Genomic DNA, 16,954 nt, shown 5'->3' on the forward strand with positions numbered 1-16,954 from the left:
CTCGACGCGCAGAGGAAACCAGGCCATAAAATTCACGGTGAGCGAAAAAACAGACGCTCTGGGTTAAGTAGAGATTCATTATCCCACCGGGACTCTCTGTCGCGATTCCATACCGCCTTACGTTGCTAAAGATGTATTGCTCAACTTCTGATGCATAAAATCAATGAGCGCTCTTGTTTTAGCCGGCAAGTAACGCCGATCGGAATAAAGTGCGAACAACTGCAATGGGGCTGGCGATTGTTCAAACTCAATCTCGATTAACCGTCCATCGCTAATATAGGGTTGGCAGGCTTGTTTCGACAGGATGGCAAAACCAACGCCGGCTACCGCAGCGCGCCCTGCCATCTCTCCGCTGTTTACCCGATAATGCCCATTCACCTTAATTGTCTCAAATCCCCCCTTCATAGTGACAAACTGCCAGGGGGCACCTTTCAGGGCGCTTACCGTTGTAATGCAGGGTAATTCTTCAAACTGCCGGATATGAGAAGGGGTGCCGTAGCGCTGAATGACGGAGGGCGCGGCAACAATGGTGCAAGGAATAGTCACCAGATGCCGGGCTATATAGTCACTGTCATCCATCTGACCACGGGTAATAATGATAGCTAAATCCAGATCATCTCTCAGGGATTCGAGACCTGACAAATTAGTCACACAGCTGATCTCCAGATCCGGATACTGACAGGCGAAATCGGCAATAACAGAACCCAGCAATGCAGGACCGATCTCATTGGGAATACAGATGCGTAATGGCCCCTTGAGCTGCATTTGCCGCAACGTTAATTCTGTCTCAGTTTGCTCAAGCGCCTCCAGTAATGGCTTCGCTCGGGTATAGAGTAGGTGCCCCGCCTGGGTGAGTTTCATATGTCGGGTGCTGCGCTCAATGAGCTGAAGATTCAGTTTTTCTTCTAACTGAGAAATGCAACGACTCACGTTTGATGTCGGCATTGCAAGAACTTTCGCTGCCCCCACGAAACTTTCTCTTTCAACTACAGCGATGAATACTTTCAGGGCATTAAAATCAAGAGCTGAACGCATCAACTATCCCACATTTGATAATAATAAGTGCCATTTTTACCATCTAATGAACATCATTGATAGTGGTTAAACTCGGATATCTTTCATCCATAGGTTGCTTATTATGCCACTGGTTACACAGACGTTTAATCATAAAACCCTCATGCGGATAGCCATTGTTATGGCTTTTGTCCAGTTCACTAATGCGTTGGAATATATGGCGTTAACGCCTGTTTTTGCTTTTATGGCCGACGGATTTTCGGTTCCTGTATCATTTTCTGGCTATGTCTCCGGTATGTATACGCTGGGTGCGGTACTTTCTGGAATCATGGCCTTTTATTGGATTGACCTGTTTAATAAAAAACAGTTCTTGTTCAAGAATATGGTGCTGCTGGGAGCGCTAACATTTTTGTCCACACTCACGACTCATTTTGGCACTCTTCTGGCACTACGATTTTGCGCAGGATTGGTGGGGGGGACGACAATGGGCGTGGGTATGAGTATTTTGATAAATTATGCCCCGGTAAACTTACGTGGAAAAATGCTGGCAACGGTCATTGCATCATTTTCGCTGGTCAGTATCGTCGGCATGCCAGCTATATTATTTTTGTGCACGCACTATGGTTGGCATACTGCGCTATGGTTAATCAGTTCACTTTGTCTGTTATCTTTACCGTTGATAGTATTTATTATCCCCAAGGATACGCTCTCGCCGGGCGTGCAGAGGAAGCTATCTATTGATTCTCCAACCTTACTTTTCGCCTCTTGTACTGCTCTGGTACAATTTAGTCCAATGCTGATCATTCCCATTCTGACCCCATTAATGACGCAGTATATGGGCGCCCAACAAAACCTATTACCTTTATTATTTTTAAGCGGCGGGATAGCTGGTTATCTGACGACAAAAATAACAGGCATGCTGACATCGCGTTTATCTGCTCTGCTGTTGGCGATAATTTCAACGCTACTCTTTGTAGCAAGCTTGCTGATTCCCGCGATGGGTTATCATAATGTATTTCTATTTATAACCTTATTTCTTGGTGCTTCATACAGCCGGCTGGTTTGCGCTTCATCGGTTGTAGTCCCGTTTCCGGAGGATAAACAACGAGCCAGTTTTACTTCCCTACAGACAGCCATGATGTACCTGATAACAACTCTCGCGTTCTTTCTGTCTTCCTTATTACTCCCTGACCAGGAAATAACCACGCAAAATCTAAACACGCTGTTGGTTGTTAGTGCATTAGCCGCATCTGTATTTCCCGTCCTGGTCATAATACTTCAAAAGAAACTGGCTACACGTACTATCCCGTCTGACCCCCTCATCATTGATTAGCATAACGTCCGCTCCTGCCGCGGAGCGGACCGTCAGATTCTGCTCCGTCACTCCCTTACCCATTCCGGCCCGCTGCACCACCGCTTTGCGCTAAGCCGTGTCACCCCGTAGTGGTATCGCGCGCGTCAACCTTAACGCCGGCGCCATGAATCTGCTGAGAGAGATCGTTTTTTAAGTAACTTGCATTTTGATAGTTACTATGTCAATTTGCTCTCGAAAGCCACCTCTCTATCCAGGCCAACCCATGAAAAATGAACCGCTTTGCCACGCTCCCTGCCCCATCGCCCGTAGTCTTGGTCGCATCGGTGACAGCTGGAGCATAATGATCCTGCGCGACGCCTTCGCGGGCTTTACCCGCTTTGACGAGTTTCAGAAAAGCAGCAACGTCGCGCCCAATATTCTTTCACGCCGCCTGAAGGCGCTGGTAGACGACGGCCTGCTGGAGAAGGTTTGCTACAGCAGCACACCGCCGCGCTACGAATACCACCTCACGCAAAGCGGCCGCGATTTTCGCATGGTACTGCTGGCGCTGGCGGAATGGGGTAACCGCCACTTCTCACCCGAAGGCCGTCAGATGCAATTGGTGGAAAGTGAAACCCAGCGACCGGTGGAGCCGATGCTGGTCGATAAAGCGACCGGCGAAGAGATTATTCCGGGTAAATACACCATGGTGCCGGGACCCGCAGCCTCGCCGATGATGAAATATCGTCACCAATATCTGCTGCGCAAACGCGAGGGCGATAGCGGCCAAAAGTTTCAACCCGAACCCTACAGAGATGCCAGCCATGAATCCGGCCAGTAAGAGAAGAGCCCTCGTCCTGGCGACACTCGCCGTCGCCGCGCTGGCGGCAGCGAGCTACGGCGCTTACTGGTGGCATAGCGGGCGCTTTATGCAGACAACCGATGATGCCTATGTTGGCGGCGACATTAGCGCCATCTCCAGCAAAATCTCCGGTTATATCCAGCAGCTGGCGGTGCAGGACAATATGGCGGTGAAAAAAGGCGATCTGCTGATTCGCATTGACGACCGCGATTACCGCGCCGCCCTGGCAAAAGCCGCCGGAGAAGTGGCGGCGCAACAGGCCGCGCTGGCCGATGTCATTGCCACCCGGCAGCTACAGCAGGCGACCATTGCCGGCTCTGCGGCCTCGTTACAGGCCGCCACGGCGGCGGCCGAAAAATTGGCTAACGACAACCGGCGCTATCACGCCCTGGCCGCGTCGAGCGCGATTTCCGCACAAATTCGCGATAACGCCTCCGCCGATTACCGCCGGGCGCACGCCGAGCAGGATAAAGCACAAGCGGATAAAACCGCGGCCGAACGCCAGCTGGCGGTGCTGGATGCCCGCCAGCAACAAACGCTGGCCGCCCTGGCACAGGCCCAGGCTAACCTCGAGATAGCCACGCTGAACCTCAGCTATACCGAAATTCGCGCACCGTTCGATGGGGTAATTGGCAACCGCCGCGCGTGGTCCGGTTCATTTGTCAGCAGCGGCACGCAGCTGCTGTCCCTGGTTCCCGCGCACGGCCTGTGGATTGACGCCAACTTCAAAGAAAACCAGTTGGCGCATATGCGGGCCGGCCAGCCGGTGACCATCGTGGCCGATGTGCTGCCGGCCCATACCTTTAAGGGCCATGTTGCCAGTCTGGCGCCGGCGACCGGCTCACGCTTCAGCATTCTTCCTGCGGAGAACGCGACGGGGAATTTCACTAAAATCGTTCAGCGCGTGCCGGTCCGCATTGCGCTGGAAGGAGAAGGAGCAAAACTTGACGTCCTGCGCCCAGGGCTATCGGTGATCGTCACCGTGAACGAAAAGAGCCGCCGATGAGCACCGCTCAGGCGCTGCCCGCTCCGCAGGGTCTGTCGATGCCGATGACGAAGAAGATCTTCGCTTTCGCCAGCATGTGCGTGGGGATGTTTATCGCGCTCATCGATATCCAGATCGTGTCCGCCTCGCTGCGGGATATCGGCGGTGGCCTCTCAGCGGGCGACGATGAAACCGTGTGGGTACAAACCAGCTACCTGATTGCCGAGATCATTATTATCCCGCTTTCCGGCTGGCTGGCACGGGTTATGTCAACGCGCTGGCTGTTTGCCGCTTCCGCGGCGGGCTTCACGCTGATGAGTCTGCTGTGCGGCTGGGCGTGGAACATCCAGAGCATGATCGCCTTTCGCGCCCTGCAGGGACTGGCCGGCGGGTCGATGATCCCGCTGGTTTTCACTACCGCCTTCGCCTTTTTCCAGGGAAAACAGCGGGTCATTGCCGCCGCGACGATCGGCGGCCTGGCCTCCCTGGCTCCCACGCTTGGCCCGACGGTGGGCGGCTGGATCACCGAAAACTTCAGCTGGCACTGGCTGTTTTTTATTAACGTGGTTCCGGGGATTTACATCGCGGTTGCCGTACCGCTGCTGGTGAAAGTGGATACCGCTGACCCCTCGCTGCTGCGCGGCGCGGACTACTTCAGTATTCTGCTGCTGGCGTTGTCTCTCGGTTGCCTGGAATATACCCTGGAAGAAGGCCCGCGCTGGGGCTGGTTTGACGACGCCACCCTGACGACGACCGCCTGGATCGCCCTGCTGTGCGGCGTGGCGTTTATTATCCGCACCCTGCGCCATCCGCAGCCGGTCATGGATCTCCGGGCCCTGCAGGACCGAACCTTTAGCCTCGGCTGCTATTTCTCGTTTATGGCCGGCGTCGGCATCTTCGCCACCATCTATTTAACCCCGCTGTACCTCGGTAGCGTGCGCGGTTTCAGCGCCCTGGAGATTGGCCTGGCGGTATTTTCCACCGGCCTGTTCCAGGTGATGTCGATCCCGTTTTATTCGTGGCTCGCCAACCGCGTCGACCTGCGCTGGCTGCTGATGGCCGGGCTGGTCGGCTTTGCGGTCTCGATGTACAGCTTTGTGCCGATAACCCACGACTGGGGCGCCGACCAGCTGCTGCTACCGCAGGCTTTTCGCGGGCTGGCGCAGCAGTTTGCCGTCGCGCCTACCGTGACCCTGACGCTGGGCAGCCTGCCTCCCGCACGCCTTAAGCTGGCCTCCGGGCTGTTTAATTTAATGCGCAACCTCGGCGGCGCCATCGGCATCGCCCTGTGCGGTACGGTGCTTAACGACAGGACCAATTTGCATTACAGCCGCCTGGCGGATCATCTGAATAACGCCAACCTGGCAATGAGCGATTTTGTTCAACGCAGCGCGGCAAACTTTGTCGCTCAGGGGATCTCGCCGGATGCCGCTCATACGGCTGCGCTAAAGAATCTTTCCGCTCTGACGCTGCGGGAGGCGCGAACACAGGCATTTTCCGATGCTTTTTACCTCATCATGATCGGTTTTTTGATTGCTGCGCTGCTGGTTCCATTGATGAACAAGCCGCCGGCACACTGATATTACAGGAGAGTTGATTATGGGCGTTTCAGCTAAACGCATTGTCGTGACCGGGATGGGGATTGTCAGCCCTCTGGGCTGCGGCGTACAGCACGTCTGGCAGTCGCTGCTGGCAGGCAGGTCAGGTATTACAAAGCTTAGCGAGCAGCTGGTCGAAGACATTCCCTGCAAAGTGGCCGGGCAGGTTCCGTCCATCGAACGCGATCCGCTGCACGGCTTCGATCCGCTGGCAACCATCCCGGCCAGGGAACGTAAAAAGATGGATCGCTTTATCGAGTTTGCGCTGGTCGCCGCACGTGAGGCGCTGACGCAGGCCGGGTGGTCGCCGGCATCACCGGCAGAACAAGATCGTACCGCAACGGTCATTGCCACCGGGATCGGCGGCTTTGGCGAGATCGCCAATGCGGTACATACAACGGATGATCGCGGGCCGCGTCGCCTGTCTCCGTTCACCATCCCCTCTTTTCTTGCCAACCTGGCCGCCGGGCATGTGTCTATCGCCCACGGTTTCCGTGGCCCCATCGGCGCGCCGGTCACCGCCTGCGCGGCAGGCGCGCAGGCCATTGGCGATGCTGCACGGATGATCCGCAGCGGCGAGGCGGATATCGCCCTTTGCGGCGGCGCAGAAGCGGCAATTCATCGCGTCAGCCTTGCCGGATTTGCCGCAGCCAGGGCGCTCTCCAGCGCGTCCAATGAGCAGCCGGAAGCGGCCTCCCGCCCTTTCGACCGCGACCGCGATGGTTTTGTGATGGGAGAAGGCGCCGGGCTTATCGTGATTGAGTCGCTGGAACACGCCCTGGCGCGCGGCGCCACCCCGCTGGCAGAGCTGGTGGGCTATGGCACCAGCGCAGATGCTTATCACCTGACCGCAGGTCCGGAAGACGGGAACGGCGCGCGCCGGGCCATGGAAATGGCCATTCGTCAGGCGGGGGTGACAGCAGAAGAGATTGACCATATCAACGCCCACGCCACCTCGACTCAGGTAGGAGACAAAGGCGAACTGGCGGCGATTAAAAGCCTGTTTGCCACCCATCCCGTCGCCATTACGTCGACGAAATCAGCAACCGGCCATCTGTTAGGCGCAGCCGGCGGGATTGAGGCCATCTTTACCATTCAGGCGCTGCGTGACCAGATAGTGCCGCCGACGCTGAACCTGCATCACCCCGATGAAGACGCGGAAGGCCTGAACCTGGTGGCGCTGGTGGCCCGCCCGCAGAAGATGCGGTATGCGCTGTCGAACGGGTTTGGCTTTGGCGGCGTCAACGCCAGCCTGCTGCTGAAACGCTGGGAATAATTGTTCAGCTCCCCCTCTGGCAAAGGCCGGAGGGGAGTTTCAGCGCCTGGATACTCTCGGTTTATTTCCGCTGGTTGATGCATGAGTTTTCCCCGCGTCCAGGTTCAGCCACCATCCCCCCAACCATCAGAGTAACAAGCGCCAGATATCCTCTCATCCGTCTGCTTGCTGTCGGGCTAACCGGGATCTTCGCCGGCATGGCGCTGATGATGGGTCAGCGCGGTTTAACCTTTTGTGTGAATCGCAGCGCGGGGAACACCGTCCGTTTGCGCAGCCTGTCGGTACATAATATCGTGGGTGCCGACGCGGCCGATCGTTTATCTGCCCTGTGGCCAGGTAAAGCCTACATCACTCAGTTGAGGAGCCAGACCATGCCTGATAACCATCCGGACTCACAGCATAGACGCTGGCAACAGGAAATGGCGTCGCGACGTGGTGAGATCAGAGAGAAAATCAGAGCCTATACCGGACGGCGGGAAAATATTCTTTGCCCCTTTCCCGGCATGAGCGTTGTCGAACTACACCGCCCGATGCCGCCCTGTGCCTGTCTCTACCAGCCCAGCGTGTCGCTGATTATTCAGGGGGAGAAGCGCGTCAGTCTGGGCGAAAAAACCTATGCTTATAATGAATCCCACTTTCTTCTGACCGCCGTCAATTTGCCGACCGTCGCCGAAGTGATGCAAGCCAGCGCTGAACAACCGTTTATCTCGCTGCTGCTTCAGCTGGACTTATCTCTCGCCCGGGAAGTGATGATCGACATGAAACAGTACGGAAATGAGGCGGAATACAGCGATGAGGGAATGTCCCTGGGGCCGGCCGACGGCCCGCTGCTTGATGCGCTGCTACGCTATCTGAACGCCAACGAACATCCGCAGGATAAAGGCTACATGGGTAACCTCATTCAGCGCGAAATACTGTATCGTATTCTCACCAGCCCGGCGGGCAGGACCCTGAGGGAAACCGTGTTGACCGGCTCCAGCGGGCAACGTATATCCGTGGCCCTGGACTGGCTACGCGATAACTATGCGCAGCCGTTAAAAGTCGAAGCGCTGGCGCGGATTGCCGGTATGGGCGTCTCCACGCTGCACCACCATTTTCGCCGCATGACGAACATGAGTCCGCTGCAGTACCAGAAGCAGCTACGGCTTCTTGAAGCCAGACGGTTGTTATTGTCGCAAGATGCGGATGCCTCGACGGCGGCGATAAGCGTGGGGTATGAAAGCGTCAGCCAGTTCCACCGTGAGTACAAGCGTCAGTTTGGTATCACGCCGATCGGCGATAAAGCCCTGTCGCTGGCGGCCGGGACCGGGCGCCCCTACTAAAGCTCAACAAAGGCTGACAGCGGTTCACCGATGTCAGCCGTCCTCATCAGGCCGACAGCGAGGCCATATCAATCACGAAACGGTACTTCACCTCTCCCCGTTCCATGCGTTCAAACGCCTGGTTAATCTGCTGGATCGGGATGATCTCGCACTCCGGGTAAACCCCTTTCTGCGCGCAGAAATTCAGCATTTCCTGGGTTTGCGCAATGCCGCCGGAAGGTGAGCCGGTAATGCGGCGGCGGCCCAGGATGAGCGGTAAGGTGCTGAAACCGTCCATATCGCCCAGATTGCCGACAATCACCAGCGCCCCTTCAATATCCAGCAACTGCACGTACGCAGAGAGATCGTGCCGGGTGGGAATCGTATCAATGATCACGTCGAACGAGGAGCCTGCCCGCTGCATATCCTCTGCTGAGGTCGACAGTAAAACATGTTTCGCCCCCAGCTCATGCGCCTCCTGAGCTTTTGCCGCGCTCCGGGTAATCACGGTGACCGTAGCGCCCAGCGCCTCTGCCAGACGTACGGCAAGATGCCCCAGGCCACCGATGCCAATCACCCCTACGCGTGAGCCCGGTCCCACATTCCAGGTTCGCAGCGGGGAGTAAACGGTAATACCGGCACACAGGAGCGGCGCGGCGCGGGAAGGATCGAGCTCTTCCGGCAGATTTAAGACAAACTCTTCGCGTACCACGATATGCTTCGCATAGCCGCCATAGGTGATCTCGCCCGAAATGCGATCGCGGCCATTGTAGGTCACCGTCGGAAATTCGCGACACATCTGCTCTTCATGGCGGCGGCACTGATCGCACTCCTGGCAGCTGTCGACTATCGTCCCGACGGCCACCATCTGCCCAACCTGATAGCGGCTAACTTCACTGCCAACCTCACTTACCCGGCCAATAATTTCGTGCCCGGGAACGCAGGGATAAACGGTCGCCCCCCACTCTTTCCAGTCATCCCGGGTTTGATGCAGATCGCTGTGGCACACCCCGGACCACAGGATCTCAATCGCCACATCGTTACGACGCAAAGCGCGTCGTTCAAAGCTGAAGGGAACCAGCGGAGTGGTGGCATTAAGTGCGGCATAACCCATCGTTTTCATAGCTGCTCCAGTTGTGCATTAACCTTGCTGAACTGTAGCGGCCAGATGGGCAACCCGGTGAGCCCGATCCTGCCTGATTACTGCCTATTACTCTTGAGCCGTAAATATCGGCACGCGGGAAAATATCGCCGGGTATGCTCCGAGAGGATATGCAGCGACCTGGGTTGAGTATTACCGTTGGACGGCGCGCATGGCGCTTCACGCAAAATATGTGTAGTGGTCAACTAAAACTGGCCACCACTTTAGCGTTCTTCCAGTATCGTTTTCTGATTCGTTAGATGATAGCCCACCGTTATATTCATGCAGCCTGAGCGCGCTGTAATACCCAACGATATCGTGGAAAGACCAACATCCATAGCCTTAGCTGGGTCAGAGACGGTGTAATTTTGATCGACAGGCAACTGAGCGGATTCACGTTTGAATTCAGGACTTTTTCATTGCAGCACCTCTACAGCTTACATTTTTTGATTCGGTTAAACCGCCAATAAAGTGGCAATAGTTTCCAAAGCGCTTTTTAATTGAACCTGATTTTTAGCGGCTGTTAAACTGATTCGAATTGCATTCAACGGGGCCTGTCGTACCGCAAAAACATCTGCCGATACAACATTAATTCCCGCCTGAGAACAGAGTTGGACCAGTTCAGGTGTTTCGAAAGGGGCTGTAAGCCAAACATGTGGGCTTGGGCAGGTCGCATTCAGCATATATTGTCCTACAAGCTTACGCGCCAGGTGCCAGCGTTGTGCAACTTCTCTGCGTTGCCAGTTTAATCTTTTTTCAGCCGTGCCATCCTCAATCCACCGATTCGCTATCATCAGATTTAGCGAAGATACCGCCCAATGCGTTAGCTGAGCATCCGGATCTATCTTGCTTAACAGGGGGACTGGCGCTGCGATATATCCCAGTCGCAAGCCCGCAGCCACCGTTTTCGAAAAACTGCTGATAAGAATGGTTCGCTCCGGTAATAAAACACTCAGCGGTGGCTGTTTAATCAATCCGCCATAGACATCGTCTTCAATCATTATGAGTTGATATTTATTGATAATATCAGCAACCTCACCACGCCGCCGATGTCCCATAACCGTGCCCGTAGGATTCTGCAGAGAAGGGGTTAAAATAACCACTCTTGCACCTGTGGTACGAATCATTCGATCAAACTCATCCGGAATTATGCCCTGTTCATCTGACATAATTCCGTGCAACGGTAAATGTAGTTGCCGCGATGCAGCCTTGATCCCGGGTGCAGTGAGCTCTTCTACCAGAATCGACTCTCCCCTCTGACAAAGAGAAAGCAAAACCGTCATCAGACCTTGCTGCGCTCCGGCACATAATTTTATGTTTTCAGGTAAATAACTTACCTTACGTAATTTAAGCCATTCAGTAGCCCGAATTATTCCTGATTGAATGGCATCCGGCGTTAAATAGCTTTGCACACCGCCCCACTCAGCTGACATCGTGAGCTCCATGAGCGTTGAAGCCAGGTCGCGATTATCTTGATCGATAGCAGGAAGGTTTGTTGAAAGATCGATACGCTCTTTTAACGGTGGTGGGTTCTTTATCAAAAAAAGTGATGCCTCCTTGCTCCCTGGAAGCACATAAGTCCCGCGTCCCACTTCACCGCTAACCAGATGTCGCCGGGCGGCTTCCCTATAGGCCTGCATGGTCGTACTCGGATTCAGGTTTAACTTCCAGGCCAACTGTCTCTGCGGCGGCAAACGCTCCCCCACTTTGAGTTCACCTTTTTCAATCGCCTCGGCAATAGCTTCCACCAGGAGAATATATTTAGGTTGATTTGTCTCTTTTAATGTTGGGACCCACATTATTGCCTGCCATACAATATAATTATTTACCCATACAATATCGGTTGCTACGCTCTGGAGCAAGACTTACAACCAGAGAGTGTCAACTATGTTTAATATAGATGAACTACGCGCCTCAGCCAGCGCGGTATACCATGTTATGCCAGCTACGCCACAATATACATGGCCTTTATTGAGTAAACGTTTAAATTGCGAAGTATGGGTTAAACATGAAAATCATACACCAACCGGCGCTTTTAAAATAAGAGGCGGGATCATTTTTATTAACTGTTTATTAAAACGGGAACCTAATATTAACGGTATCATTACCGCAACACGAGGGAACCACGGACAAAGCCTGGCTCTGGCGGCAACAAAAGCGGGATTGCCCTGCTACCTGGTTGTACCAAAGGGTAATTCCCGTGAAAAAAATGCCGCCATGCAGGCGCTGGGCGGACAAATCATCGAATACGGTGTTGATTTTGATGAAGCGCGCGCTAAAGCCGCTGAGATAGCGCAACAAAGGGGGCTTTACTTTGTTCCCGCATTTCATAAAGACCTTATCCTTGGCGTTGCAACCTACGCGCTGGAACTCTTTAATGCCGTGGCTGAGTTGGATACCGTTTATGTACCTGTCGGAATGGGTTCAGGCATCTGTGGTTTAATACAAACCCGGGATTTGCTTGGTCTAAAGACAAAAATAGTAGGTATTGTCTCTGACCAGGCTGACGCATTCGCACAAAGCTTTGAACAAGGGAAAATTATCACGACGCTAAGCGCCGATACCATGGCCGATGGCCTTGCCTGTCGTATGCCTCTGGCTGAATCATTTGCCATGATTCAGCGCGGTGCAGAGCGCATTATCAGGGTCACCGATGATGAAGTTTGCCATGCCATTCGCATCTATCATGAAGATACGCATAATATGGCTGAAGGAGCAGGAGCCGCTGGCCTCGCGGGATTAATAAAGGAACGCCGATTACAGAAAAACAAAAAAGTGGCCGTAATACTGAGCGGAGCCAATATTGATCGCCCCCTCTATGCCAGTATTTTGCAGCAGCAGATCCCCACCCCATAGAGGCAGGGATAAGCCCTCGTTCATTCACTATACCTACATGAGCCATCTTGTCAGCTAACCCTGACTTACCCAATATAGGCTGTTTACTGATACAAAATATTCCGGGTAAAACTTTCAGGATCGCTCATGGAAGAGACTTGCAAGTAAAATCTAATTTTGTGGCTTTATCAATAATTAAAAACTGAAGACCAGTCAAAATCAGCAGACTTTTCTAAAGAACTGGGCCAGTTAGATAAATACTCAGGGGTTATTGGATTTTCCACACGATCTAAACTGGGAATGTAAGGTTTAATATCGATAACTGGACTACCATTTTCCGCATCAATCCAGGATACAATGAGCAATCCGGCGTTTAAATCAACATGCAATACCTCTGTTGTTGTAATCGCTATGGGATTCGGTCTTTGCGGCGAGCGAGTGGCAAATACGCCCATTTCATCTTCAGTATAAGGCGTTGATGTAATAATAGTCTGGCGAGACGATTTATCATCGCAACCATCACACCACCATAATAGATTGACATGACTATGCCCTTCTATTCCTTTTAATCCATTCCGGTAAGGAGGATGCAGGATAACATTTACTTTATCATCCATTAAAGTAATTATACCTATTGCGTGCAGATTAATTTCTTGCATATACAATTCCTTAGCGTCAATATTTCCACCATTTTATATTCACAGTAGCCGTCGACGACAAAAACCATCCTGAATTAACTATTAAGTCGATGCAACAGAAAAATCATACTTTAAAGGTAAATGTTATTCATCGAGTGAAACGGGCTGTTCCGTAACTTATCGCGCCTCCGTTTCTGACGCCGGGGTCAAGCTCAAAAGATGCGTAGAACTAAAGCCGGGATGCTTACAGCGCCAATGATGTGATCAGAATACGGTGTGTGATCTGTCATGCTGTGACGGATAAAACGATACAAATATGGCTCACGCGCCCAAACGAGTCGAAACCACAAAAAGTGGGCTTAGCAATTACACTATCTTGCCAGATGTGACCCGATAGTTAGTATTCAATAACAACTCCATGAATTGAGGTGAGGTTTCAGCCCCAGACCAGCAATCGCTGGAGCCAAGACTACGGAATGTTACCCCGGCAGCCAATGCAATCTTGTTCGGTAACCGGCTGTCACTCAACATCTGCGCCAACGCCTCCATCTCTTCTGCCCTACGCGTGATATGGTGCGGATAGGTTGGAACCAGCTTTCGTAAATCAGACAATGTGCTTCCCAGATGATACTCAAGCAGCTCGAACAGAGGATCGGTAACATCAAAAGCATTGGCAGTATTAGCCGTTTCAAACAAGGCAGCAGTAACAGCCTTGTTGAAACCTGCAAAAACCATTTTGAAAATTGATGCCTGGACGATTTCATCGCCAAGTCGAATCACCGGCAATATACCTTTAAATAATTTTTCTATCGGCATTGTGTCTGGACCACTGACATAAATTCGTCCTTCTTCGCCCAAATGTGAGGCGCGCCCGATAATACAAGCATTGCAAAAAGGCAATGAAGCCTGGTCGAAAACCCGACTCAAGTACTCGGCATCCGCAGGGGTCTTTGCATTCAGATCGATAAATACGGGCATAGCATTCTTTTCTCGGCAGGCACGAATTGCTTGATGTGCCACCTCGACGACAGCCGATGGGGGGACCAGCGACAAAATCAGGTCACTTTCAACAACAGCATCGGCCATGCTGTCACGCATGCCTATCCCGATCTCCCGTGCCGATTTTTGGGTTTTCTCGCTACGGCAACCCATCGGACTGATCGTTTCATGGCCAGCCGCCCGCAGCAATGCAGCAAAAGCCCTGCCCATTTGGCCCGGATAGAGAATAGCGATCGTCGACATGATATTACCTCCTGTATAGATTTAAGGATTTGGTGTTATTCGTGGGGGTAATACAGGCACCCAGAAGAGCCAGACCACCGAAAACGGCAATCGCCGCGTAAATCTCGAAGGCAAATATATAGCTACCCGTGATATCGAACAGCAGCGCTGCCAATAACGGTCCACCGATACCTGAGATCATGACTAAGGGCGTAACGACCCCCATAATAACGCCTTGATTCTTGCGCCCGAATAACGAAGCGAGAAGAAACGGCATCATCATGATCAGCCCTCCTGCAGATAAACCGCTCAAGACACCATAGCCTAACTGCAGTTGCCAAATATTCCCCGCGGTGATGAAGAGGATGAGACCTATTGCCTGAAATACAGAGAGGCTGAGAACAACCCATTTCGCTGAAACTTGCTCTACAATGAAACCCGTTAATAATTTACCCAGGATCGCAAAAGCGCCATAGGTCAAGATCACACTACCTGCCTCGGCGGTTGTAAAGCCAAGCGATTCTGCCGCCGGAACCTTATGTAACAAGACGCCTTTCAAGACAAAATCGCTGAGATTCCAGCCGACGATAAGACACCAGAAACCAGGCGAGCGAATGGCTTCTGTCAATGTAAGATCAGGACGCTCCCCCCCGCTTTTTTCTTGAGCAAATGCGCTACCCTGCTCTTCGCCGAGCGGCAGAAGGTTCATATCCGCTGGCTCGCGACGTAGAACAAAGAGAGCCAGTGGCACCAGAAAGAGAATGGGCAGAAAACCAAGCAAGAACCAGGTAGAGCGCCAGTCAGAAATAGACAACAGCCAAATGATAACGGGTGACAGCAATATGCCGCCGAGGTTGGCGCCAGATGATACCAGACCGGTCGCACGCCCGCGCTGAGTCGTAAACCATTTGGCAATCAGAGGAAACACTAATGCGTTAGACAGGCCCGCAACTCCGATACCGCCGATTACGCCAAAAATAAGCGCGAACTGCCAGAAAGTTTGTGTGAAAGAGACCACACTGAGGGAGAAGCCAACAAGAATAGCGCCAACCACTATAATAATTCCGGGCCCCCGTCGATCAACCAACCAGCCGACAAGAGGGGCGATAGCGCCTGCGATCAGCTCTCTGAATGCGATGACCCCTGTAATTTGAGTATTGGACCATCCAAGCTCTTCCCGGGCCGGATTTATAATGAAACCCATGGTCTGGAAACCGATTCCGGCACGGATAGACGATATAGCCAAACAGGCAAAAGCAACATACCAGGCATAGTGAACACGCGTTAATCTACACATACACAACATGAACCTTATAAGTTGAATTTCGGCTGGGTCACGAGTGTAGCGATTGATACTACCGCGAGTCCCCTGGCCCCGATCCCTTGTTTGTGCTAGCGACGCCCGTTTTCACCTCTATGGGTATCAATAAAAGTAACCATGAAAAATACCAACGATGGCTTAGAAAATCGTTTTATTCTGTGAGTCCTTCACTTTGTATATTGTTACGAAAAAATCCATCTATAAATAAGGTAATAAATGTAGTTAACAATAAAAAACCCTAAACACTATGATGAAAGTGTGAAGATAACGTAAAGTAATACTGTTGTAAGTATCCCGCAGAAGGCAAAACGCCAGCGCCAAAACTCGATCTCCTATAGTAACACACTGAATTTGGCCACAAGCAGAGGATATACCCCAGCCTGTGCGGCCGGGGGCATCGGAGGCGAACTAAATATGCTTATTGAAGAAGACGTCTAACTTTTGCATGGCCTGGTCAACGTATTTAGGAACCCAATATGTTTCGATATGAGTAGCGCCATCGATCAGGAACAGTTCTTTATCCTGCGTACCGGTCGCTTTCGCGAACGCATCTTCAGTCATATAGAGCGTATCCGCTTTTGAACCGGCAATCATCAGCAGCGGTTTATTGATGAGATTGATATGGTCCGTCACGTCAAAGCTCATCAAATCCAACAGGCTGCTGGTGGTGTATTTAAACGTTGAGTTCGGGTGGGCATGGGTTTTCCAGTAGTACTCGTAGCCCTGTCGATAGAGGGCAAAAGGTAATTTAGCGATCTGTTCATCCGTCAGATTTGCATCGCCGGAGTAAAGCACTTCGCCTCCGGCAGCTTCCTGAGCACGGGCGTCAGAAGCCTGCTGAAGCCGCTGCTGGATAGTATCCAGCTGTGAATTCTGAAAACCATTGCGGCGTACAAGCCCTGAATTAAACATGCTGATGGTTGCAATCGATTTGAATCGTTTATCCGTCTCGGCGGCAGCCAGTAAATACCCGCCACCTCCGCAAATACCCAGCAGACCGAGGCGGGCGGTATCGACCCCAGGATATTGGCTGATGTAATCCGCCATACCGTGGATATCCTCAATACGATTTGCCGGTTTATCCACGCTACGAGGCATCCCGCCGCTAGCGCCCTGATAAGCCGCGTCGGCGGTAATCGTGATGTACCCCTGCTCAGCGAGACGTTGGGCATACAAACCCGCGACCTGCTCTTTTACGCCGCCATTAGGGTGTGCGACCACCACCGCAGGGTATTTTTGGGCGGGATCGTAGTGAGCTGGCGTATAGACATTCGCAGCAATCTGGATGCCGTGCAGATCGTATTTCACCGGATGAATGTTGACCTTACCTTTGATATTTTCAGTAATGGCACCGTCATAAACGAGGGTGAACGGATTTTTCTTGTAATCAGCCGCCTTGACTGAGGTCACTCCGGCGACAGCCGTCAGCAGCATGGCGCTTATAAGCATCAATTTCATGGTCTCTCCC

14 protein-coding genes are annotated in these 16,954 nt (G+C 52.6%); 7 read left to right on the forward strand and 7 right to left on the reverse strand.

From position 1 onward, the window contains the following. Positions 1 to 117: 117 nt before the first annotated feature. Entirely contained in the window at positions 118 to 1,035 is a 918-nt protein-coding gene (locus ROR01S_RS11550; protein ID WP_032717337.1) for a LysR family transcriptional regulator, read from the reverse strand. A gap of 103 nt (positions 1,036 to 1,138) precedes the next feature. On the opposite strand from ROR01S_RS11550, the gene ROR01S_RS11555 reads away from it, so the two are divergent. The 6 genes from ROR01S_RS11555 (at position 1,139) to ROR01S_RS11580 (ending at position 8,351) form a co-directional block, all read left to right on the forward strand. Next, positions 1,139 to 2,347 (forward strand): MFS transporter, encoded by a 1,209-nt coding sequence (locus tag ROR01S_RS11555; RefSeq protein ID WP_032717336.1) that lies wholly within the window; start codon positions 1,139 to 1,141, stop codon positions 2,345 to 2,347. A gap of 244 nt (positions 2,348 to 2,591) precedes the next feature. After that, positions 2,592 to 3,149, forward strand: coding sequence for a winged helix-turn-helix transcriptional regulator (locus ROR01S_RS11560; protein ID WP_032717335.1), 558 nt, complete (start codon positions 2,592 to 2,594; stop codon positions 3,147 to 3,149). Then, the gene (locus ROR01S_RS11565) at positions 3,133 to 4,176 is read left to right on the forward strand and encodes an HlyD family secretion protein (RefSeq protein WP_064359503.1); all 1,044 of its coding nucleotides are present in this window, start codon (positions 3,133 to 3,135) and stop codon (positions 4,174 to 4,176) included. Before ROR01S_RS11560 ends, ROR01S_RS11565 begins: the two co-directional genes overlap by 17 nt. Then, positions 4,173 to 5,735, forward strand: coding sequence for a DHA2 family efflux MFS transporter permease subunit (locus tag ROR01S_RS11570; RefSeq protein WP_015584493.1), 1,563 nt, complete (start codon positions 4,173 to 4,175; stop codon positions 5,733 to 5,735). Before ROR01S_RS11565 ends, ROR01S_RS11570 begins: the two co-directional genes overlap by 4 nt. 19 nt (positions 5,736 to 5,754) lie before the next feature. Continuing rightward, entirely contained in the window at positions 5,755 to 7,029 is a 1,275-nt protein-coding gene (fabF, locus tag ROR01S_RS11575) for a beta-ketoacyl-ACP synthase II (RefSeq protein ID WP_064359504.1), read from the forward strand. Positions 7,030 to 7,226: 197 nt separating this feature from the next. Beyond that, the gene (locus ROR01S_RS11580) at positions 7,227 to 8,351 is read left to right on the forward strand and encodes an AraC family transcriptional regulator (RefSeq protein ID WP_227520583.1); all 1,125 of its coding nucleotides are present in this window, start codon (positions 7,227 to 7,229) and stop codon (positions 8,349 to 8,351) included. Positions 8,352 to 8,397: 46 nt separating this feature from the next. On the opposite strand, the gene ROR01S_RS11585 is transcribed toward ROR01S_RS11580, so the two are convergent. Both ROR01S_RS11585 and ROR01S_RS11590 read right to left on the reverse strand, forming a co-directional pair. Then, positions 8,398 to 9,453 (reverse strand): NAD(P)-dependent alcohol dehydrogenase, encoded by a 1,056-nt coding sequence (locus ROR01S_RS11585; protein WP_015584496.1) that lies wholly within the window; start codon positions 9,451 to 9,453, stop codon positions 8,398 to 8,400. 473 nt (positions 9,454 to 9,926) lie between these two features. After that, positions 9,927 to 11,333: an aminotransferase-like domain-containing protein gene (locus tag ROR01S_RS11590; protein ID WP_255265543.1), complete on the reverse strand. Its 1,407-nt coding sequence runs from the start codon at positions 11,331 to 11,333 to the stop codon at positions 9,927 to 9,929. Positions 11,334 to 11,358: 25 nt separating this feature from the next. Here ROR01S_RS11590 and ROR01S_RS11595 point away from each other — a divergent pair, with 25 nt between their 5' ends. Continuing rightward, on the forward strand, positions 11,359 to 12,327 hold the full coding sequence (locus ROR01S_RS11595) for a threonine dehydratase (RefSeq protein ID WP_032717329.1): 969 nt from the start codon (positions 11,359 to 11,361) through the stop codon (positions 12,325 to 12,327). A 167-nt stretch (positions 12,328 to 12,494) separates the two neighbouring features. Here ROR01S_RS11595 and tsaA read toward each other — a convergent pair whose 3' ends face one another. The 4 genes from tsaA to ROR01S_RS11610 all read right to left on the reverse strand — a co-directional run bounded on the left by tsaA (position 12,495) and on the right by ROR01S_RS11610 (position 16,944). Next, positions 12,495 to 12,965 carry a tRNA (N6-threonylcarbamoyladenosine(37)-N6)-methyltransferase TrmO gene (gene tsaA / locus ROR01S_RS26120; protein WP_072071433.1) on the reverse strand — a complete coding sequence of 157 codons (471 nt, stop codon included), beginning with the start codon at positions 12,963 to 12,965 and terminating at the stop codon, positions 12,495 to 12,497. 345 nt (positions 12,966 to 13,310) lie between these two features. Then, positions 13,311 to 14,186 carry a DUF1932 domain-containing protein gene (locus ROR01S_RS11600; protein ID WP_015584500.1) on the reverse strand — a complete coding sequence of 292 codons (876 nt, stop codon included), beginning with the start codon at positions 14,184 to 14,186 and terminating at the stop codon, positions 13,311 to 13,313. A 4-nt stretch (positions 14,187 to 14,190) separates the two neighbouring features. Next, the gene (locus ROR01S_RS11605) at positions 14,191 to 15,462 is read right to left on the reverse strand and encodes an MFS transporter (RefSeq protein WP_071824623.1); all 1,272 of its coding nucleotides are present in this window, start codon (positions 15,460 to 15,462) and stop codon (positions 14,191 to 14,193) included. A 432-nt stretch (positions 15,463 to 15,894) separates the two neighbouring features. Further along, positions 15,895 to 16,944, reverse strand: coding sequence for an alpha/beta hydrolase (locus tag ROR01S_RS11610; protein ID WP_064359506.1), 1,050 nt, complete (start codon positions 16,942 to 16,944; stop codon positions 15,895 to 15,897). Positions 16,945 to 16,954: the final 10 nt, after the last annotated feature.

The sequence above is a fragment of the Klebsiella ornithinolytica NBRC 105727 = ATCC 31898 genome (assembly GCF_001598295.1).
Lineage (GTDB): Bacteria > Pseudomonadota > Gammaproteobacteria > Enterobacterales > Enterobacteriaceae > Klebsiella > Klebsiella ornithinolytica.

Excerpts from the sequence above, each read along its gene's own strand:
- ROR01S_RS11550 (WP_032717337.1), bottom strand. The coding sequence starts at position 1,035 with ATGCGTTCAGCTCTTGATTTTAATGCCCTGAAAGTATTCATCGCTGTA.
- ROR01S_RS11555 (WP_032717336.1), top strand. The coding sequence starts at position 1,139 with ATGCCACTGGTTACACAGACGTTTAATCATAAAACCCTCATGCGGATA.
- ROR01S_RS11560 (WP_032717335.1), top strand. The coding sequence starts at position 2,592 with ATGAAAAATGAACCGCTTTGCCACGCTCCCTGCCCCATCGCCCGTAGT.
- ROR01S_RS11565 (WP_064359503.1), top strand. The coding sequence starts at position 3,133 with ATGAATCCGGCCAGTAAGAGAAGAGCCCTCGTCCTGGCGACACTCGCC.
- ROR01S_RS11570 (WP_015584493.1), top strand. The coding sequence starts at position 4,173 with ATGAGCACCGCTCAGGCGCTGCCCGCTCCGCAGGGTCTGTCGATGCCG.
- fabF (WP_064359504.1), top strand. The coding sequence starts at position 5,755 with ATGGGCGTTTCAGCTAAACGCATTGTCGTGACCGGGATGGGGATTGTC.
- ROR01S_RS11580 (WP_227520583.1), top strand. The coding sequence starts at position 7,227 with ATGGCGCTGATGATGGGTCAGCGCGGTTTAACCTTTTGTGTGAATCGC.
- ROR01S_RS11585 (WP_015584496.1), bottom strand. The coding sequence starts at position 9,453 with ATGAAAACGATGGGTTATGCCGCACTTAATGCCACCACTCCGCTGGTT.
- ROR01S_RS11595 (WP_032717329.1), top strand. The coding sequence starts at position 11,359 with ATGTTTAATATAGATGAACTACGCGCCTCAGCCAGCGCGGTATACCAT.
- tsaA (WP_072071433.1), bottom strand. The coding sequence starts at position 12,965 with ATGCAAGAAATTAATCTGCACGCAATAGGTATAATTACTTTAATGGAT.
- ROR01S_RS11600 (WP_015584500.1), bottom strand. The coding sequence starts at position 14,186 with ATGTCGACGATCGCTATTCTCTATCCGGGCCAAATGGGCAGGGCTTTT.
- ROR01S_RS11605 (WP_071824623.1), bottom strand. The coding sequence starts at position 15,462 with ATGTGTAGATTAACGCGTGTTCACTATGCCTGGTATGTTGCTTTTGCC.
- ROR01S_RS11610 (WP_064359506.1), bottom strand. The coding sequence starts at position 16,944 with ATGAAATTGATGCTTATAAGCGCCATGCTGCTGACGGCTGTCGCCGGA.